Raw genomic sequence first — 22,257 nt, forward strand, 5'->3', positions numbered from 1 at the left:
CGGAACGTCGGCCTCCGGCGCGCGGCCGGCTACGTCGTCGCCCGTACACCCCGCGGAGTGGGCAGGAAACCCGTCTCCTGGAAGTAGCTCAGGTAGCGCGTCAGGGTTTCGTCCGTCAGGAGCGGCAGGTGGACGCCCAGTGCCGCCGCGGCCTTGGCCGTCCGGCTGGAGTCGAAGTCGCGGTGGTCCATCGCCTCGTGCCCGGTCGGGCCCGCGTCGCCCAGGAACAGTTGAGCCGCGTTGTCGTGCTGCGCCGCGACGCGGGCCTGCCAGTCCGGTGCGGGGACGGTGCGCAGCTCGTGGCCCAGGCGGGCGGCCGCGTCGAAGACACGGTCCAGGCCCGGTGCGTCCGGGTTGGTGAGGTGGTAGGTCTCGGCACCCGTCCGGCCGGACGCGGAGAGCGCGAGCGCCACCACTGCCGCGCTGACGTGGTCCACGGGCACCCAGTCGGTCGACCCGTACGGCAGGTCCGGCACCGCGCCCGCCTGGAGGCACCCCTTGATGAGCTGCCACAGCAGGTCGCGGTCCTGGCAGGCGCCGGTGGTGGTGTCGCCGCTGATGCGGCCGGGCCGGTAGACGGTCACCGGCAGCCCGCGCTCGCGGGCCAGGCCCACCAGTTGCTCGGCGACCCACTTGCTCTGCGCGTATCCGTCGGGCAGGCCGGACGCCGGTCCTGTCGGGGTCGACTCCGTGACGGTGACGGGATCCGGGCCCGCCACCGGGGCGTAGACGCTCGTGGTCGAGACGTAATGCATCCCGGGTGACGCGGAGTCGGCGAGCAGACGCAGCAGTTCCTCGGTGCCTGCCACGTTGGGGGCGCGCAGATCTCCGTAACCGGCGGCGAAGTTGACGCGTGCGCCGTTGTGGACGACGGGTCCCAGGCGACGGACCAGGGCGGCCCGGCCCTCGGGTGACAGGCCGAGGCCGCGGGCGGCGAGGTCTCCGGGGACCGGGCGGATCAGACGCGCGTACCGGGGGCGCCAGAGGCCGTAGCGTTCCAGGTTGGCCCGTAGCCGGTGTGCGGCGCGCCGCTCGTCCTCGGCACGTACGAGGCAGTCGACCGGAGCGTCGGTGGTCTCGATGAGGTCGCGCAGCAGGAAGGCGCCGAGGAAACCGGAGGCGCCGGTCAGCAGCGGCCGGGAGGAAGGGCGGGAGATCCTGCGGCCCGTGACTGTGCGGTCCCGCCCGGTGCCGGTGATGTCCGCCGCCAGGCGGACCTCGGCGACGAGGTCCGGTGGGACGGAGCCCGCCTGGCCCTCCTCCCCCGCCTCGCTCTCCAGGAGACGGGCCACTCCCTCGACGGTCGGCGCCGCGAACAGGGCGCGCAGGGAGGGGCGCCGGCCGCAGCGCTCCCCGATCCGCTGGGCGAGGGTCACGGCGAGCAGTGAGTGGCCGCCGAGGGCGAAGAAGTCGTCCGTGACGCCGACCTCGGGTACGCCGAGCGTCTCCGCGAAGGCCTCGCACAGGGCGCGTTCGCGGGCGGTGCCCGGTGCACGGCCGCCGGCCGTCACGGCATGGTCGGGTGCGGGCAGGGCGCGCCGGTCGGTCTTGCCGTTGGGGGTGACGGGCAGGGCGTCGAGCCGTACGTGGGCCGCGGGGACCATGTGGTCGGGCAGGGTGGCGGCGAGGTGCGCCCGTATCCCGGCGTGGTCCGGGCCGTCCGCACCGTCCGCGGGCACGGTGTAGGCGACCAGGCGCCGGTCGCCGGGCCGGTCCTCCCGGACGACGGCGCAGGCCGCGGCGACGCCGGGCAGAGCGGTGAGCGCGGCCTCGATCTCACCCAGCTCGATGCGGAAGCCGCGCAATTTGACCTGGTCGTCGACGCGGGAGACGTAGACCAGCTCCCCGTCGGCCGTCCAGCGCACCAGGTCACCGGTGCGGTACATGCGGCCCCCGGCGCGGTCGGAGGGGTCGGCCACGAAGCGGGACGCGGTCAGGGCTGCCCGGCCGTGGTATCCACGGGCCACTCCCTCGCCGGAGACGTACAGTTCGCCGACGACGCCGGGCGGCACGGGGGCCAGCCTGTCGTCCAGGACGTGGACGCGGGTGCCGTTGACGGGAACGCCGATGGACACGGTGCGGTCGGGGGCGAGCGGCCCGTCCGCGTGCTGGAAGGTGCTCATGGTCGCGCACACGGTGGTCTCGGTCGGGCCGTAGGCGTTGACGAGGAACCGGTCCCGCGCCCAGGCGCGCACCAGGGCCGGCGCGCATGCCTCTCCGGCGAGGACCATCGTCGTCCCGGCGGGCAGCGAACCCGGCGGCATGACCGCGAGTGCGGCGGGCGGCAGGGTGAGGTGGGTGACCCCCCGCTCGCGGACCAGGGCGGCGAGGGCGGGACCGGGCAGCAGGGCTTCGCGCTCGTCGATCTCCAGGCAGGCACCGGAGAGCAGGCCCATGCAGAGTTCCCAGAACGCGGCGTCGAAGCTGACGGAGGCCAGGTGCAGCACCCGGCTGCCCGGGGAGACGCGCAGCCGCTCGCTCTGGGTCCTGGCCATGGCGCCGGCGCCCCGGTGGGTGACCACGACGCCCTTGGGGCGGCCGGTGGAACCGGAGGTGTAGATGACGTACGCCGGGTGCCCCGGGAGCAGGGCCGGGGCGGGACCGGTGTGCGCGGACGCCGGCGTGCCGGTCTCCAGGTCGCCGGTGTACAGGCACGGTACCGGGGAGTCCGGGAGGTGGCGGCGGATGTCGGGCGTGGTGAGGAGGAGGCGCGGCCTGGCGTCGTCGAGCATGTACGACAGGCGCGCGGCCGGGTAGTCGGGGTCGAGCGGCACGTATGCCGCCCCGGCCTTGAGGACCCCGAGGAGGGTCACGACGAGGTCGTGGGTGCGGGGCAGGGCGACCGCCACGCGGTCCTCGGGGCCGATGCCCCGCGCCGCGAGGTGGTGGGCGACGGCGTCGGCGCGGGCGTCGAGCTCGCCGTAGGTGAGGGTGGTGCCGGCGTCGCGGACCGCCGGAGCGTCCGGGGTGCGCCGGGCCCACTGCTCGAAGAGTGCGGGGACGGTCGACTCCGGCAGGTTCTCGACGGGCCCGGTCCCCCAGGCGGCGAGGCGGGTGTGCTCCGCGGCGGTGAGCACGTCGTACGTGCTCAGCGGGCGGTCGGGGTCGGCGGTCACGGAATCGAGCAGCAGGACGAGCCGTGTGGCGAGGTCGCGGACCGTGGCCGCGTCGAAGAGTTCCGTCGCGTAGTCGACGGCGGCCCGCATGCCGCTGGGTGCGCCGCCGTCGTCGTACGTCTCGGTGAAGGTGAACGACAGGTCGAACTTGCTGACGCCGGGGGCTGCCGGCACACCGCCGGTGGTGAGGCCCGGCAGGTCGACGGGAGCGGCCGGGGTGTGGTTCTGGAGGATGAGCATGGTCTGGAACAGCGGGTGGTGGTTCTGCGAGCGGGCGGGGTTGAGCAGTTCCACCAGGCGCTCGAACGGGAGGTCCTGATGCGCGTAGGCGGAGAGGTCGAACTCCTTCACCCGGCCCAGGAGTTCGAGGAACGTGGGGTCGCCCGTCAGGTCCGTACGCAGCACGAGTGTGTTGACGAAGAAGCCGACGAGGTCCGACGACGCCTCGTCGGTACGCCCGGCGACGGCCGTGCCGAGCGGGATGTCGTGGCCGGCGCCGTGCCGGGAGAGGACGGTCGAGAGGGCGGCCTGAAGCACCATGAAGACGCTGCATCCGCTGCTGCGGGCGAGGCTCGCGACCCGCCGGGCGGTGGTGGTGCCGAGTGCGAAGTCGTGGGTGGCGCCGGTGTGCCGGGGGGCGGCAGGTCGCGGCCGGTCCCAGGGCAGGTCGACCATCTCCGGCAGCCCGTCCAACGCTCGTCTCCAGTAGGCGAGCTGCCGGGCCACGACGCTCTCCGGGTCGTGCTCGTCGCCGAGCAGGCGGCGCTGCCAGAGCGTGTAGTCGGCGTAGTCGACGGGGAGTTCCGTCCACGCCGGTGCCTCGGCGCGCGTGCGGGCGCGGTAGGCGATGCCGAGGTCGCGGGCGAGGGGTGCGAGGGACGAGCCGTCGGCGGCGATGTGGTGGATCACGAGGACCAGGACGTGGGCGTCGTCGGCCAGGCGCAGCAGGGTCGCCCGGAGCGGGAGACGGTGCTCGATGTCGATCGCTTCGGCCGCGGCTGCCCCGATCCGGTCCGGCAGCCCCTGCTCGTCGACGGCTTCGAGGGCGAACGGGAGGCGGATGTCGTCCGGGGCGGTGATGTGCTGGCGCGGTCGGCTGTCGTACTCGGGGAAGACGGTGCGCAGCGCGGCGTGACGGTCGATGACGTCGCGGAGGGCCAGGCGCAGTGCTTCTGGGTCCAGCGGTCCGTCGATGCGCAGGGCGAAGGGAATGTTGTAGGTGGCGGACGGGCCTTCGAGGCGGTGGAGGAACCACAGGCGCTGCTGGGCGTAGGACAGCGGGAGCGCGGCGGGGCGTTCCTGCGGGACGAGGGCGGGGCGGGCGGGACGGTCCGCGTCCCGCAGGGCGGTGGCGAGCGTGGCGACGGTGGGGTTCTCGAAGAGGGTGCGGATCTCCGTCTCGGTGTCCAGGGCGGTGCGGACGCGGCCCACGAGGCGGGTGGCGAGCAGGGAGTGGCCGCCCAGGGCGAAGAAGTTGTCGTCGATACCGACGCGGTCCACACCCAGCACATCGGCGAACAGCCCGGCCAGGATCTCCTCGTGGGCGGTGCGCGGCGGGCGGCTGCCCGCGCCGGGCAGGGTGGCGGGTGCGGGCAGGGCCGCCCGGTCGAGCTTGCCGTTGGTGGTCAGCGGAAGCGCGTCGAGCGGCTGGATGGCCGCCGGCACCATGTAGGCGGGCAGCTGACTGCCGACGTGGGCGGCGAGCAGGTCCGGGTCCGGGGTGCGTCCGGGCGCCGGGACGACGTAGGCGGTCAGGGTGCGGTCGCCCGGCAGGTCCTCGCGGACCAGGACGCAGGCGGCGCGCACGGACGGGTCGGTGCGGAGCACCGCCTCGATCTCGGCGGGCTCGATGCGGTGGCCCCGGAGCTTGATCTGCTGGTCGGCCCGGGCCACGTGGTGCAGGGTGCCGTCGGGGTCCCGGCGCACGAGGTCGCCGGTGCGGTACATCCGCGCCCCCGTACCGGCGAACGGGTCGGCGACGAAGCGGGTGGCGGTGAGGCCGGGGCGACCCAGGTAACCGCGCGCGACACCCGGGCCCGCGACGTACAGTTCGCCCTCGGCGCCGGGCGGCACGGGCCGCATCGCACCGTCCAGGACGTAGGCGCGCATGCCGTCGAGCGGGCGGCCGATCGGGGGCACGCCGCCCGGAGCGTCGCCCGGGCGTACACGGTGGAGCGTGGCGAACGTGGTGGTCTCGGTGGGTCCGTAGACGTTGAAGAAGGCGGTGCCGGGGTGCGCGGCGGCAAGGCTCTGGAGGACGCCGGGCGCCGCGGCCTCGCCTCCTGAGGCGGCCAGGCGGAGCAGTCCGAGGGCGCCGGGATCGGTCTCGGCGATGACGTTGAACAGGGCCGTCGTGAGGAACGCCGCCGTGACGCCGTCGCGGGCGACGAGGTCGCGCAGCACGGTGGGCTGGAGGGCGCCCTCGGGTGCGACGACGACGCGGCCTCCGCCGAGGAGGGGGGCCCAGATCTCGAAGGTCGAGGCGTCGAAGACGTACGCCGAGTGCAGCAGGACGGCGTCGGCGGCGCCGTCGCCCCACGTCCGGTCGGACACCAGGGCGGTGACGTCGGCATGGGTGACGCCGACCCCCTTGGGCAGACCGGTGGAACCGGAGGTGAACATCACGTACGCGAGCCGGTCGCCACCCGTCACGGTGGGGAGGGGCCCCGGGGCGGCGGGGCTTCCTTCCACGACCCGGCCCGCCGCGTCGACGGTCACCACGTGCACGTCAGGTCCGAGTCCGCGCACCCACGGGTGTGTGCGGGTGGTCCCGTCGACGATCAGGGCGCGGAGGGTGGCCACCTCGGAGACACGGGTGAGCCGTTCGGCGGGCCAGAGCGGATCGAGCGGTACGTAGGCGGCGCCCGCGCGCAGGGCTGCCAGGGAGGCGGTGACCAGGGCCGTCGAACGGCCCATGAGGATGCCGACGCCGTCCTCGACGCCGGTCCCGGCCCCCGTCAGCGCGCCGGCCAGCTCGGCCGACAACGCGTCGAGTTGCCGGTAGGTCAGCCGCTCGCCGGCCCCGGACACGGCCACCTCCTCCGGGTGGCGGGCGGCCCGCCGGGTGACGGCGGCCGGGATGCTCTCGTCCAGGGGGCCGCGGAGGAGTCCGGCGCCGATCCCCTGGGAGAGCAACGTCTCGCGCTCACCGTCCAGAAGCACGGGGACGGCGTCGGCGCGGCTGTCGAGCCCGGCCGCCATCGCCGTCAGCAGGCGTCGCATGCGTGCGACCGTGCGGGCCACCTCGTCCTGGCCGAGGACGGCGGCCCGGTATCCGAAGGTGATCCGCAGGGACTCGCCCGGAGCGATGGTGAGGGTGAGCGGATAGTGGGCCGCGTCCGTGCCGCTGAAGCCGGTGACGGCGAGGCCGGGCAGCCCCTGCTGCGCGGTGCGCAGGGCCTCCGCGTCCATCGGGTAGTTCTCGAACACGGCGAGTGTGTCGAAGAGTTCGTCCAGACCGGTGACACCGCGTATCTCGGTCAGGCCCACGTACTGGTGGCCGAGGAGGCGGCTCTGCTCCTCCTGGAGCCGGGTCAGGAGCGCGGCCAGCGTCTCACCGGGCGCCGGGCGGAGCCGTACCGGCACCGTGTTGATGAACAGGCCGACCATCGACTCGATGCCGGGGATCTCCGGCGGGCGGCCGGAGACGGTGGTGCCGAACACGACGTCGGAGCGTCCGGTGCGGTAGGCGAGCAGCAGCCCCCAGGCGCCCTGGACCAGGGTGTTGAGGGTGAGACGGTGCGCGCGGGCCGTCTCGCGCAACCGGTGCGTCGTGGCGGAGTCCAGGTCGAGGACGAGGGTCTCGGGCAGCTCGCCGCCACCCGGCACGTCCGCCCCGCCCCGCCCGGCGAGCAGGGTCGGCGACTCGACACCGGCGAGAGCGGTGTGCCAGGCATCCAGGGCGGCGGTGCGGTCCTGCTGGGCCAGCCAGGCGAGGTAGGTGCGGTAGGGGACGACGCGCGGGAGGGCACTGTCGTCGCCCCGGCGTGCGTACAGCTCGAACAGCTCCCGCACGAGCAGCGGCATCGACCATCCGTCGAGCAGGATGTGATGGCTCGTCATGACGAGCCGGTGGCTCTCAGGTGCGGTGCGCACGAGGGTGAACCGCATCAGCGGCGGGGCGGTGAGGTCGAAGCGGCGGGTCCGGTCGGCGGCGAGGAACGCGGTGAGGCGCTCCTCTGCCGTGGCCGTGCCGTCCGCCGTGCTCAGGTCCACTTCCTCCAGCGGCACCGGAACCTCGGCGGCGACGGCCTGCACGGGCTCGTCCAGGTCCTCGTGGAGGAATCCGACCCGCAGGTTGGCGTGCCGCCGCAGCAGACCGCCCACGGCGGCGTGCAGGGCGGGGAAGCTCACGGGGCCTTCGAGGTCGAAGACGAACTGGGCGGTGTAGACGTCCACGGCGCGGGAGTCGTACAGCGCGTGGAAGAGCATGCCTGCCTGCAACGGCGTCAGCGGCAGTACGTCTTCCAGTCGGAACCCGGTCACTTGCGTCCACCCCACTTGTTCTGCAGTCGGTCGATCTGGGCCTGGCCGAGCGAGACCAGGGGAAGGTCGGACGGCGTGTAGCCGCCCGCGTCGGGTCGTTCTGCGTGTTCGGCCACGGCGCGCAGGGCGCGGGTGAAGGCGTCGGACAGGGACTCCACGTCCTCCTCCTTGAGGAGGTCGCTGGGCCAGGTCCATCGGGTCACCAGGCGTGGACCGTCCGGCAGGTCCTCGGTGTGCGCGTTGATGTCGAGGACGTGGTGGACGGGCATGTCGGGGTCCTGGCTGCGTGGTCCGCCTCCGTCGAGCAGGACGTCCCAGTCGGCGCCGTCGCCCCCGCCCGACTCGACGGGCGAAGCGGCGTACCTGCCGAGGTAGTTGAAGCCGATCTGGGGATCGGCCGAGGCGGCCAGCACCTGGCGGGTGGTGGGGTTGAGGTGGCGCAGCATTCCGTAGCCGACACCGTGGTCGGGGACGGCGCGCAGCTGCTCCTTGACGCGTTTGAGGGCGCGCTCGACCAGAGCGGCGTCGAAACGTCCGGGGGTGCGGGCGTCGACGGGCCCGGGGTCGAGCCGGACCGGGTAGAGGCTGGTGAACCAGCCGACCGTACGGGAGAGGTCGAGGTGGTCGGCGATCTGCTCGCGGCCGTGTCCCTCCAGGTCGAGCAGGACGGCGGTGCTGCCCCGCTGGGCCCCGAGGGCGGCGGCCCGTTCCGCACGCCAGGAGCAGACGGCCAGGGCCAGGCCGGTGAGCAGGACGTCGTCCACCCCGGCGTGGAAGGCGGCGGGGGCGGTGGTGAGCAGGGACTTCGTCCAGGTGGCGGGCAGGTGGGTGACGAGGGTCCGCGTCCGGTCGGCGGTGTCCAGATCGGGGTCGAGCGGCCTGTATCCCAACTGCGGGTCGGGGGTGCTCAACGCCGTGTGCCACAGGGTGAGTTCCTCCTCGCGTCCCGGATCGTGCGCCTGGGAGGCCAGGAGCTGCGCCCACTGCCGGTAGGACGTGGTGGCCGGGCGTGGTGCCGCGGTCGCCGCCTCGGTGACGGCCTGCCAGGCGAGCGCCACATCGGCGGCGAGGATGCGCCAGGACACCGCGTCGACGGCCAGGTGGTGCACGACGAGCAGCAGCCGCCCGCGGGTGCGGGGCCCGGCGTCGCACCAGACGGCCTCGACCACCTCCCCGTGTGCGGGCCGCAGCCGTCTGCGGGCCTGCTCTCCCGCCTCGGTGACGGCGGCGCGGAGGGCTTCGGTGTCGAGACCCGCGACGTCGACCCGGGTGAAGCGGTCGCGGGCGGGGACGGCGCCGGGTGGCAGGGCTTCGAGGACGGGTGCGCCGTCGGCCGACCGGGTGGCCCGCAGTCGGAGCATGTCGTGCTGATCGATGAGGAGTTGGAGGGCTGCTACGAGGGAGTCCTCGTCTGCTCCCGCGGGTGTGCGCAGCACCCCGGACTGGTTGTATCCGTCGGTGGTGCCGGGACGCTCCAGGAACCAGGCGACGATGGGCGTCGGGGGCATCTCGCCGGTGCCCTGCCCGGCCGGTACGGCGGTCTCCCGGCCGAGGGCGGTGGCGACGGCCGCGATGGCCTCGGGCGTGCGGTGGACGAAGACGTCGCGCGGGGTGACGCCCAGGCCCGCGTCGCGGACCCGGCTGACGAGCTGGATGGAGAGGATGCTGTCCCCGCCGAGCGCGAAGAAGTCGTCGTCGGCGCGGACGGCGGGAGCACGCAGGACGGAGGCGAACACCTCGCACAGGACGCGTTCCTGGGCGGTGCGCGGCTCTCCGCCCGGCCGGAGGGCGGCGGGGCGCTCCGGGACGGGCATGGCGCGCCGGTCGGTCTTGCCGTTGGGCAGCAGCGGCAGCGCGTCCAGGGGGACGAAGACGGCGGGCACCATGTACGGCGGCAGGGCCGCCATCAGGCGGGCGCGCAGTTCGCCGTCCGTGAGGGCCGCGGCGCCGGAGACGGTGTAGGCGACCAGCCGCCGCTCGCCCGGACGGTCCTCCCGGACGAGGGCGCAGGCGGCGGTGACGCCCTCGACCGCGGTGAGAGCGGCCTCGATCTCGCCGAGTTCGATGCGGAAGCCGTGCAGCTTGACCTGGTCGTCGGCGCGGGAGACATAGCTGAGCAGGCCGTCGGTGTCCCGTCGGACGAGGTCGCCCGTGCGGTACATGCGGCTGCCGGCGGGTCCGTACGGATCGGCGACGAACCGCGCGGCGGTCAGGCCCGCACGCCCCAGGTAGCCGCGTGCGAGGCCTTCGCCCGCGACGTAGAGCTCACCGGTGACGCCCGGGGGCACCGGACGGAGGCCGCCGTCGAGGACGTAGGCACGGGTGTTGTCGACGGGGCGGCCGAGCGGCACGTTCCCCTCCCCCGCGGGGGCGTCCGTGCGCCGGTGGTGGTGGGCGGTGGCGTCGATGGTCGCCTCGGTGGGCCCGTAGAGGTTGTGCACCTCTGCCTGCCACGTCCGCCCGACGCGCTCGGCCAGATTCCGGGACAGGGGTTCACCGCCGCACAGGACGGCCCGCAGCGTCGTGGGCGCCTCGTCCGGAGCGGTCTCGGTGAGGACGAGTGAGAGGTGTGAGGGCACGAACTGGACGAGGGTCGTCCCCACTTCGCGCATACGGGCCAGCAGAGCCGCCGGGTCGTGGTTGAGGGCGGGCGGCACGAGGCAGGTGGAGCCGCCGTGCAGGAGCGGCAGCCACGTCTCCCAGACCGAGGCGTCGAAGCTCGGTGAGGTGCGGGCGAGCACCCGGTCCCCGTCGGTGAGGCCGAGGTGGTCCGCCATCCACGCCATGTGGTTGGTCAGGGAGGCGTGGGTGACGACGACGCCCTTGGGGCGGCCGGTGGAGCCCGAGGTGTAGATGACGTACGCCGCGTCGCCCGGGTCGGGCGCGGCGGCCGGAGGCGCCGCCCGGCCGGTGGACCAGGCGGCCCGGTCGTCGAGGGCGAGGCAGGGTACGGAAGCTCCGTACCGCGCGGCACGTGCGGTGCCGTGGGTGACGAGCAGGGCCGGGCGGGCGTCGTCGAGCATGTGGGCGACGCGCGCCTCGGGATACTCCAGGTCGACGGGCAGGTACGCGGCCCCGGCCTTGGTCACCGCCAGCATCGCCACGACCTGGTCGGCGGTGCCTTCCAGGGCGAGGGCGACGAGGTCGCCGCGGCCGATGCCCCTGGCGCTCAGGTGGTGCGCCAGATCGTCGGAGAGCGCGTCGAGTTCGCCGAAGGTGAGGCGGTGCGCGCCGTCAAGCACGGCGATCGCCGCAGGGGTCCGCGCGCACTGGGCCCGGAATCCCTCGGGCGCCGTGCGGGCCGCCACCGGCCGCACCGGGCCGTGCGCGGCGCGGTCGAGGTCCCGCCGCTCGGCCAGGTCCAGGACGTCGGTGGTGTGGACGCGTCGGCCGGGGTCGGCGGCGAGTGAGGCGAGCAGACGGGTCAGCCGGCCGGCCAGGGTGTGCGCGGTGTCGTGGGCGAAGAGTTCGGTGGAGAACTCCAGGACGCCGTCGAGACCCGCCGGGCGGCCTGTGCTGTCGTGCTTCTCGGTGAAGGTGAAGGTCAGGTCGAATTTGCTGATGCCGGTGTGCACGGGCTGTTCCGTCACCGTGAGTCCCGGCAGGTCGACCACCGCGTCCCCCTGGTTCTGGAGGACGAGCATGGTCTGGAACAGCGGGTGGTGGTTCTGGGCCCGGACCGGGCCGAGGGCGTCCACCAGCCGCTCGAACGGCACGTCCTGGTGGGCGTAGGCCGCCAGGTCGAAGTCCCGTACCCGGTCGAGTACGTCGCGGAAGGTGGGGTCCCCGCTCAGGTCGGTGCGCAGGACGAGGGTGTTGACGAAGAAGCCCACCAGGTCGTCGAGGGCTTCGTCGGTGCGTCCGGCGACGGCGGTGCCGAGGGGGATGTCCTCGCCGGCGCCGTGCCGGGAGAGGAGCACCGACAGGCCCGCCTGGAGCACCATGAAGAGGCTGCACCCGCGGGCACGGGCGAGTTCCGCCAGGGCCCGGTGGGTGTCCGCGTCGACGGGGAACGCGAACGCGTCGCCGCGGTGCTCCGTGACGGCGGGGCGCGGCCGGTCGCAGGGAAGGTCGAGCAGATCGGGAGCGCCGGCGAGCGCGGTCCGCCAGAACTCCAGCTGGCGGGTGGCCTGTCCGGCCGGGTCGTTCTCGTCGCCGAGCAGCGCGCGCTGCCACAGGGTGTAGTCGGCGTACTGGAGGCCTAGTTCCGTCCAGGAGGGCTCCACCCCCTCGGTGCGTGCCCGGTACGCCTCGCCCAGGTCTCGCGCGAGCGGGGCGAGGGACCAGCCGTCGCCCGCGATGTGGTGGACGACCAGTACGAGGACGTGGTCCTCGGCTCCCAGCCGCAGCAGCCGGGCCCGTACGGGGATGTCCGTGCTGACGTCGAAGGTGTGCGCCACCTCGGCGCCCAGGACCTCGTCGAGGCGGGCGGGCGCGGTGTCGCGGGGCGTCAGGTCGAGGTCGGCGCCGTCGGCGTCGAGGACGAGCTGACGCGCCACGCCGCCGGTGTCGGGGAAGACGGTGCGCAGGCTCTCGTGGCGTTCGACGACGTCCGACAGGGCGCTCTCCAGGGCGTCGGCGTCGAGCGGCCCGTGCAGGCGGAGCACGAGCGGCACGTTGTACGTGGCGCTGGGCCCCTCGAACCGGTTGAGGAACCACAGGCGCTGCTGCGCGTAGGACAGCGGCAGCGGATCCGGGCGGCTCGGTGCGCGCTCAAGGGGGGTCCTGGCCTTTTCGGCGCCGTCCAGCGCGGCGGCGAGCGCCGTCGGCGTGGGGTGCTCGAAGAGGGCCTTGACCTGGACCTCCACGCCGAGCACGGTGCGGATGCGCGCGACGAGGCGGGTGGCGAGCAGGGAGTGGCCGCCCAGGGCGAAGAAGTCGTCGTCGGCGCCCGCGCCGTCGAGGCCCAGCAGGTCGGCGAAGAGTCCGCACAGGATCTCCTCGCGGGCGGTACGCGCGGTGCGCCCGCGGGCCGGAGCGTGATGCTCGGGGGCGGGCAGCGCACGCCGGTCCACCTTGCCGTTGAGGGTCAGCGGCAGTGCGTCGAGCAGGACGAAGGCGGAGGGCACCATGTAGGCGGGCAGGGATCTGCCGACGGCCCGGGCGAGCTCGCCGGGTTCGGGGCGTGCGCCGCCGGCGGGCACCACGTACGAGACGAGCCGACGGTCGCCGGGTGTGTCCTCGCGGACGACGGCGAAGGAGTCGGCGACACCCTCGCAGCAGGCGAGCACGCCCTCGATCTCACCGAGTTCGATGCGGTAGCCCCGCAGTTTCACCTGCCCGTCGGCGCGGTTGACGTACGCGATCCGGCCGTCGTGGGTCCACCGGACGAGGTCGCCGGTGCGGTACATGCGTCCGCCCGCCGGGTCGAACGGGTCGGCCACGAAGCGCGCGGCGGTCAGGCCCGGGAGCCCGGTGTACCCGCGTGCCACGCCTCGTCCGGCCAGGTACAACTCGCCCACGACACCCGGCGGGACCGGGCCCAGGGAGGCGTCGAGGACGTAGCCGCGCATGCCGTCCAGGGGGCGGCCGATGGGCGGCGGCCCCGGTGGCAGGTCGGCCGCCACGTCGTAGCGGGTGGCGAAGGTGGTGGTCTCGGTGGGCCCGTACACATGGAGGACGCGCGCGCCGGGCGCGGTGCCGGCGACCCGCTGCATCGCGTCCGGTGAGGCCAGTTCCCCACCGGCGCACACGAGCCGCAGGCCGTCGAAGGAGCCGGGATCGGTCTCGGCGAACACGTTGAACAGGGCCGTCGTCAGGAAGACGGCGGTCACGCCGTGCTCGTGGACGGCGTCGCCGAGGGCACGGGCCTCCAGGACGCCGGCCGGTGCGACGACGATCCGGCCGCCGTGCAGGAGCGGGGCCCAGATCTCGAACGTGGAGGCGTCGAAGACGTACGCCGAGTGCATCAGGACCGCTTCGGCGGCGCCGCCACGCCAGGCGGAGTCGGCGGTGAGCGCGGCCACGTCACCGTGCGTGACGCCGACACCCTTGGGCAGGCCGGTCGAGCCGGAGGTGAACATCACGTAGGCGAGCGCGTCGGGGCCCGGCACCGCTGCCGGGCGGCCCGGCCGCTCGGGGGCGCCCCGGAGGACCCGGCCGACCCGGTCCACGACCACGACCGGCACGCGGCGGGCCGTCGCGGTGACCCAGGGGGTGGCGCGGGCTTCCTCGTCGACGACGAGGACCCGCACGGCCGCCGCCCCGGCGACCTGGTCGAGCCGTTCCTCGGGCCAGCGGGCGTCCAGCGGGACGTAGGCGCCGGCCGCTCGGACCACGCCCAGGGACACCGACACCACGGCCGGTGACCGGGCGAGCAGCACGCCGACCCCGGCCTCGGGGCCCACCCCGAGGCCCGCCAGGGTACGGGCGAGGCCGGCGGAGATCCCCTCGAGTCCGGCGTACGTGAGGGTGTCGTGGTCGTCTGTCACGGCCACGGCGTCCGGTGTGCGGTGCGCCTGGGCCACGAAGAGCGCGGGCAGGGTGGCGTCCGCGAGGTCCGGCAGACCGCGGCCGGTGCCCCAGTGCGTGACCCGGGTGCGCTCGTCCGGCGTCATCAGGCCGTAGCCCGCCAGGGGCAGACCGGGGTCGGCGGCCACCTGCTCCAGGAGGCGGACCAGGCGCGCCGCGAGGGTTTCGACGGTGGCCCGGTCGAAGAGGGCGGTGGCGTACTCGATCCCGGCGGTGAGGCCGCCCGCGCCCTGCTCCTCGCCGCCCGCGCCCTGCTCCTCGGTGAAGGCGAAGGTGAGGTCGAACTTGCTCAGGCCGTTGTGGACGAGCCGGTCCTCGACCGTGAGGTTCGGCAGGTCGGGGCGGTCGGTCTCCTGGTTCTGCAGGACCAGCATGGTCTGGAACAACGGGTGGTGGTTGCGCGCCCGGACGGGGTTGACGCTCTCGACGAGGCGCTCGAAGGGCACGTCCTGGTGCGCATAGGCAGCGAGGTCGAACTCTCTTACGCGTACGAGGAGTTCCTGGAAGGTGGGATTGCCGGACAGGTCCGTGCGCAGGACGAGCGTGTTGACGAAGAACCCGACCAGATCCTCCAGAGCCTCGTCCGTGCGGCCGGCGACGGGCGAACCGAGCGGGATGTCGTCGCCCGCGCCGTGCCGGTGCAGCAGGGTGGCCACCGCCGCTTGGAGCACCATGAAGAGGCTGCTGCCCGACTCACGCGCCAGACGCAGGAGTTGCGTGTACACCGGGGACGGCACGTCGAAGGTGTGGACGGCTCCCCTCGGGTCGGTGGTGACCGGGCGTGGCCGGTCCAGCGGCAGGTCGATCAGCCCGGGCAGACCGGCGAGGGCGGAGTGCCAGTGGTCGAGCTGCTGTCGCAGCGCGCTCTCCGGCGCGACGCCGTCGCCGAGAGCCGCCTGTTGCCAGAGGGTGTAGTCGGCGTACTGGAGCGGCGTACCGGCCGAGAGCCCGGGCTCCCGGCCCTCGAGACGGGCCCGGTAGGCGTCCCCGAGGTGGCGGGCGAGCGGGGCGAGGGACCAGCCGTCGCCCGCGATGTGGTGCAGGACGAGCACCAGGACGTGGTGACCCGGCGCCGAGCGGAGCAGCAGGGCGCGCAGCGGCGCATCCACGACGACGTCGAACGGCTCGCGCACGGCGGCCAGGACGGCTTCCTCCAGCTCCCCGGGGGCCACGGCCACGACAGGCAGGCGGGGCGTGGCGGTGTCGACGGGGAGGATCAACTGGTGAGGCACGCCGTCCCGTTCAGGGAAGAGGGTGCGCATCGCCTCGTGCCGCTGCACGACATCGCGGAGGGCTGCCCGCATGGCGTCGGTGTCCAGGGTGCCGTCCAGCTCGAGGACGAGCGGGATGTTGTAGGCGGAGCTGGGGCCCTCGAGGCGGTTGAGGAACCACAGGCGCTGCTGCGCGGAGGACAGCGGCAGCGGATCGGGCCGCCGCGCCGCGGGCACCAGCGGCGGGCGGGCCCGGCCCGGCGTGTCGAGGACGCGGGCGAGACCCGCGACGGTCGGGTGTTCGAAGAGGGTGCGTACGGCGATCTCGGCGCCCAGGACGGTACGGACACGGCTGACGACGCGCATGGCGAGGAGCGAGTGCCCGCCGAGATCGAAGAAGCTGTCGTGCGGGCCCACGAGCGGCCGGTGCAGGACGTCGGCGAAGATCCCGGCGAGCAGATCCTCCTGGAAGGTGCGCTGCCCCGCGCCGGCGGGAGCACCGTCGCCCGGCTCCGGCTCCGGCTCGGGCAGGGCGCGCCGGTCGACCTTGCCGTTGGGCAGGAGCGGGAGTTCCTCCAGGACGACGACCGCCCCGGGCACCATGTAGTGCGGAATGGTCTCGGCGAGGGCGTCGCGCAGGGCGGCGGGGCGCAGGGCCGGGTCCCCGGTGACGGCGTAGGCGACGAGCCGGCGCCGGCCGGGTATGTCCTCGCGGATCAGTGCGCAGGAGGCCGTGACCCCGGGCCGCGCCAGGAGCGCGGCCTCGACCTCGCCCAGCTCGATGCGGAACCCGCGGAGTTTGACCTGGTCGTCGGCGCGGGCCACGTAGTCGAGCAGACCGTGCCGGTTCCACCGTACGAGGTCGCCCGTCCGGTACATGCGGGCGCCGGTCGCGTCGAACGGGTCGGCGACGAACCGTGTGGCGGTCAGGCCTTGTTGACCGAGGTAGCCACGGGCGAGGTTGGGACCCGAGAGATACAGCTCCCCCGTGACGCCGGGGGGCACGGGCCGCAGCCGGCCGTCGAGGACGTAGGCGCGCATGGTGTCGACGGGAAGGCCGATCGGCACGGTCTCGGACGGTGTGCGGGCGTCCGCGTGACCGCCGGTCTCCGCGCCGCCGGCGCGGTGGGCGGTCGCGTCGATGGTCGCCTCGGTCGGCCCGTAGAGGTTGTGCACCTCGGCCCCCCACAGCGCGGCGACCTCGTCGGCGAGGGCGCGCGGCAGCGGTTCGCCGCCGCACAGGACGGCGCGCAGGGCGGGGAGCGGCGCGGCGTGCGCCGCCTCGGTGAGGACGAGAGTCAGGTGCGAGGGCACGAACTGGGCGACGGTGACGCCGAATCGGCTCATCCAGGAGACGAGGGCGCCCGGCTCCCTGTTGGCCTCGTGCGGCAGCACACAGACTTCGGCCCCGCTCATCAGAGGGAGCCAGAGCTCCCACACGGAGGCGTCGAAGCTGGTGGAGGTGCGGGCGAGGACCCGGTCGTCCTGGGTGACAGCCAGGTGCCGCGCCATCCAGGCCGTGTGGTTGGCCAGGGCTTCGTGCGTCACGACCACGCCCTTGGGACGGCCGGTGGAGCCGGAGGTGTAGATGACGTACGCGGGGTCCCCGGGATGGGGGCTGCCCGTCGCGGGCGAGGTGACGACGGATGGCCGGACGGCCGGGTCGTCCAGGGCGAGCCACGGCACGTCGGAGTCCGGCAGGCCCGCGTGGACGTCCGCGGTGGTGAGCAGCAGGACGGGCCGGGCGTCGTCGAGCATGTGCCGGATGCGGGCGGGTGGATACTGCGGGTCCACGGGCAGGTAGGCGGCACCGGCGCGCAGTACGGCAAGCATGGCGACGACGGTGTCCACCGACGGCGGCGCGGCGAGGGCCACCCGGTCCTCACGGCCTGCGCCCCGCTCGCGCAGGACGTGGGCGAGGGCGTCGGCGCGGGCGTCGAGCTCGGCGTAGGTGAGGCTCGTGTGCGCGTCGCGCACGGCGACGGTACGGGGTGTGCGCGCGGCCCACTCCCGGACCGCTTCGGGTGCGGTGCGGACGGGCTGCGGGAGCTGCGCACCGCGTCCCTGGCCGAGGAGACGGTCGCGTTCGCCCGGCACGAGGGGGTCGAGGTCGCCGACCGTACGGTCCGGATCGGTCACGGCCTGGGTGAGAACGCGGGCGAAGCGGGCGCACAGGGCGCGGGCGGTGGCGGCGTCGAAGAGGTCGGTGGCGTATTCCAGGTAGCCCCCGATGCCGCCGGTACCGCTCGTGCCGACCGGGGTGTCCGCGGATGTCCGCTCGGCCGGCTCCGAGTCTTCGGTGAGTCCGGCCCGGGGGACCTCGGTCAGCGAGAACGTCAGGTCGAACTTGCTGACCCCGGTGTGCCGGGACCGGTCGTGGCTGGTGACGCCCGGGAGGTCCAGCCCCGCCCGCTCCTGGTTCTGGAGGACCAGCATGGTCTGGAAGAGCGGGTGGTGGTCGCCGGACCGCTCGGGGTTGAGCGCCTCCACGATCCGTTCGAAGGGGATGTCGCCGTGGCTGAAGGCGGCGATGTCGAACTCCTTGACCCTCTCCAGGAGTTCGCGGAAGGTCGGGTCGCCGGACAGGTCGGCGCGCAGGACGACGGTGTTCACGAAGAACCCGACCAGATCGTCGAGTGCCTCGTCGGTACGCCCGGCCGCCGCGGTGCCCAGCGCGATGTCGGTCCCGGCGCCGTGGGCGTGCAGCGTCACGGCGAGGGCCGCCTGGAGCACCATGAAGGGGGTGCAGCCGGTGGCGCGCGCGAGCCGGGTGAGCGCGGCGTGGGCGGGGGCGGGCAGCTCGAAGGGGACCGCGTCGCCCCGGTGGCTGGACACGGCCGGGCGGGGCCGGTCGAGAGGCAGGTCGAGCAGGTCGGGGGCGCCCCGGAGCGCCTCCTGCCAGAAGGCGAGCTGACGTGCGGCCATGCTGTCCGGGTCGTCGGCCGAGCCGAGCAGTCGCCGCTGCCAGAGGGCGTAGTCGGCGTACTGCACCGGCAGCGCGGGCCAGTCGGGGGTGTCCGCGCCCGTGCTCCTGGCGCGATAGGCGGCGCCGAGGTCACGGCTGAGCGGGGCGAGGGACCAGCCGTCGGCGACGACGTGGTGGAGGACGAGCACCAGGATGTGGCGGGCGGGGCCCAGGCGCAGCAGATGGGCGCGGACGCCGACGTCCCCGGTGAGGTCGAAGGGCACCGCGGACAAGCGGCGCACCGTCGCCTCGGCCCAGGCCTCGCCGTCCTCCTCCACCGGCGGCAGTTCGACGACGAGGGGGACGAGCGCCACGGCGGCGGACGGGTCGAGGACTTCCTGGCGGGCGACACCGTCCTGTTCGGCGAATACGGTGCGCAGGCTCTCGTGCCGGACGACGACGTCGGCCAGGGCGCCGCGCAGGGCGTCCGTGTCCAGACGGCCTTCGAGTTCGACGACCAGCGGGACGGTGTAGGTGTCGCCGGGCCCCTCGACGCGGTTGAGGAACCAGAGGCGCTGCTGCGCGAAGGAGAGCGGCACCACGTCAGGCCGTTGCTGCGGGACGAGAGCCGGCCGGGCCGCCCCGGTGGTGTCGAGGGCGGCGGCGAGAGCGGCGACCGTGGGGTGGTCGAAGAGCGTGCGCATGCCGAGTTCGGCACCCAGTGCGGCCCGCACCCGTCCGGTGAGGCGGGTGGCGAGCAGCGAGTGGCCGCCCAGGGAGAAGAAGTTGTCGTCGATACCGACCGCGTCCACGCCCAGGACGTCGGCGAACAGGCCAGCCAGGACCTCCTCGTACGCCGTGCGCGGGGCGCGGCCCTCGGTGGCCACGACGCGGGGGGCGGGCAGGGCGCGGCGGTCGACCTTGCCGTTGGCGTTCAGGGGCAGCGCGTCGAGGAGGACGAACACGGAAGGCACCATGTACGCGGGCAGGGCGCACCCTGTGCGGCGGGCCAGGGCAGCCTCGTCCGGCCGGGTGCCGGGGGTCCGCACGACATAGGCGACGAGCCGCCGGTCGCCCGGCACGTCCTCGCGGACCAGGACGCAGGCTGCACGCACGTCCGGGTCGGCGAGCAGGGTGTTCTCGATCTCGGCGGGCTCGATGCGGAATCCGCGGAGCTTGACCTGCCCGTCGGCACGCCCGACGTATTCGATGTCGCCGCGCGCTGTCCAGCGCACGAGGTCACCGGTGCGGTACATGCGGCCGCCACGCGCGTCGTACGGGTCGGCGACGAACCGGGTGGCGGTGAGCGCCGCGCGGCCCTGGTAGCCGCGGGCGACGCCGTGGCCGCTCACGTAGAGCTCCCCCACGACGCCGGGCGGCACCAGCCCGAGGGCGCCGTCGAGCACAAGGAGGCGCATCCCGTCGAGGGCCCGGCCGATGGGCGGCACCCCCGGGGTGCCGGCGTCCACCCGGTGGCGGGTGGCGAAGGTGGTGGTCTCCGTGGGTCCGTACACGTGCAGCACGCGCGTGCCGGGCGCGGCCGCGGCCACCTGCTGCATCACATCCGGCGTGGCGGCCTCGCCGCCCGCGGCGACCAGGCGCAGTCCGGCGAACGCCGCGGGGTCGGTCTCGGCCACCACGTTGAACAGGGCCGTCGTCAGGAACAGCGCGGTCACTCCGTACCGGTCCACCACGTCCCTGAGGGCGGGCGCCTCCACTACGCCGCCGGGCGCGACGACCACGCGGCCGCCGTTCAGGAGCGGCACCCAGATCTCGAAGGTGGAGGCGTCGAACACGTAGGCCGAGTGGAGCAGTACGGCGTCGCACGCACCGTCCGACCACGTGGTGTCGGCGGCCAGTGCGAGTACGTCGGCGTGGGTGACCCCGACGCCCTTGGGCAGGCCGGTGGAGCCGGAGGTGAACATCACGTAGGCGAGCCGGCCGGCGAGGGCTGCTCCGGGCAGCGGTCTCGGTCCTGGCGGATCTCCGCGTACGACGCCGCCGAGACCGTCGAGGACGATCACCGGCAGTTCGGCGGCCCTCTCCTCCACCCAGGGCTGCCGGGCGGTGGCCTCGTCGACCACCAGGGCGCGGACGCGGGCCACTTCGGTGACGCGGCCGAGGCGTTCGGCCGGCCAGGCCGCGTCCATGGGTACGTACGCGGCGCCGGCTGCGACGGTGCCGAGCGTGGCGGACACCACGGCCGCCGAGCGGCTCATGAGGACACCGACGCCGTCCTCGGCGCCGATGCCCCATCCGGCCAGGGCGCCTGCGAGGTCTTGCGCCACCCGCGCCAGCTCCTGGTACGAGAGTGTGACGGCGCCGTCCACCACTGCCGGGGCGTCGGGGGTCAGGCGGGCCTGCGCGCCGAACGCCTCCGGCAGGCCGGAGGCCGTCGTGCCGGCCGCCAGGTCGGCACCCCGCCCCTGCGCGAGCAGCGCCTCGGCGGCGGTGTCGTCCAGGAACGGCAGGTCGCGGAGAGGTGTGCCGGCGTCCGCGTCGGCCACCGCCGACAGGAAGGAGACGAGGGCCTGCTGGAGCAGCCGCACGTCATCGGGGTGGTACAGCTCCGGGTTGGCGTCGAAGCCGATCAGCGGGCCTTTCCCCTCGGCCCGTTCGGAGACGAAGAGGGAGACGTCGTCGACCGGGCCGATGGACAGCACACGGGAAGCCGCGGGGCTGCCGGCGAAGTCGAGGTCGTAGTCGTAGCCCATGATGTTGACGACGACGTCGGTGAGGTGCGCCGCGCCGTCGGCCATGTTCAGTTCACGGGCGAGCTGTTCGCGGGAGAAGCGGCGGTGGCGCAGGGCGCCGCCCATCTCTGCCGCGACGGCGCGTACGAGGGCACCGACCGTCATGTCGGCGGTGACGGTCAGGCGCAGCGGCAGGATGTTGGCGGTCATACCGACGATGTGACGCAGCCCGCCGTGACGCCCGTTGGAGGCGAGTCCCACGGTGATGTCCTGTGCCCCGGTGACCCGGGCGACGTAGGCGGCGACCGCGCTCACGAGGACGGCGGTCCACCTGGTGCGGTGACCGGAGGCGAGTCTGCGCAGGTCGTCGAGGACGGTGACGGGCAGGGTCTCCCCGGTGTGCATCCGGACGTCCGCCCCGGCGGGCGCGGCCGCCGCAGGAGCGTCGGTGCGCCGTCGGATGAGCGCCGCGCCACCCCGGGCGTGCGCGTCGTCCCCGGTACCGGCGGTGCCCCCCGCGCCGGCGCCCGCACCGGCGCCCGCCAGGTCGGCGAACTTCCCGGTCCAGTAAGCACGGTCGGCCTCGAAGCGGCCCGAGTCGCGGTAGGACGCCTCGTCGGCTATGAGGTCGCGCAGGGGCGCGGCGGGCAGCTCGGCCGCGGCGAGGTCCTCGCCGCGCGCGGCTCGTCCGTAGAGGTCGGCCACGATGCGGCCGAAGACGGCGCCGCCGAGGCCGTCGACGGCGATGTGGTGGAAGCGGACGTACCAGTAGTGCAGCCGGACGCCGAGACGCAGCAGCGCGAAGTGGTGGCGCGGGGCGGCGATCCGGTCGACGGCGGACATGTCGTCGGCCATGTAGCGCTCGGCCGCGGCTTGGGGATCGTCCGCGCCGGACAGATCGACCCGGCGGAGCCGGCCGCTGTCCGCCGTGGGCCGGTGACGGACGTGCTGCCGCACCGACTCGCCCCGGGTGACGAACTCGAGGTGGAGACTGTCGCACAGGGTGACGGCCCGGCCGAGCGCTGCGCCGAACAATTCCTCGTCGAGATCACCATGGATCTCGAAGCACTCGCCGATGTTGTATTTCGGGCTGTCCGGGTCGACGAGCTGCCCGTACCAGACGCCCTGCTGGGCCGTGGTCAGTTCGAGGAACTCTTCGGGAACATCGGGGGTCGGGAGAGAACGGTTTTCCTGCATGCCGGTCCACACCTTTGGGGAGAGTATTCGGGGACGGTGAAGAAAGGCCGGGTAAAACCGACCACGCCAGTGCACCGATCGTCGAAGCAGAGGCCGGCGCAAGCGGAGAGGGCCATCGCCGCACCCACGGCATCAGGCGCGGCCGAGATCTCCTGCAGGGCATCACAGCTCAGCAGGGA

2 protein-coding genes are annotated in these 22,257 nt (G+C 74.1%); both read right to left on the reverse strand.

Going from position 1 to position 22,257, the window contains the following annotated elements:
- Positions 1-29 precede the first annotated feature (29 nt).
- A complete protein-coding gene (locus tag ACIQM3_RS34200; protein WP_401631368.1) occupies positions 30-7,601 on the reverse strand; it encodes an amino acid adenylation domain-containing protein in 7,572 nt (2,523 codons plus the stop codon).
- Complete coding sequence (locus ACIQM3_RS34205; RefSeq protein ID WP_401631371.1) at positions 7,598-22,078, reverse strand: amino acid adenylation domain-containing protein; 14,481 nt, start codon at positions 22,076-22,078, stop codon at positions 7,598-7,600. Before ACIQM3_RS34205 ends, ACIQM3_RS34200 begins: the two co-directional genes overlap by 4 nt.
- Positions 22,079-22,257: the final 179 nt, after the last annotated feature.

The sequence above is a fragment of the Streptomyces sp. NPDC091271 genome, from assembly GCF_044757505.1.
GTDB lineage: Bacteria > Actinomycetota > Actinomycetes > Streptomycetales > Streptomycetaceae > Streptomyces.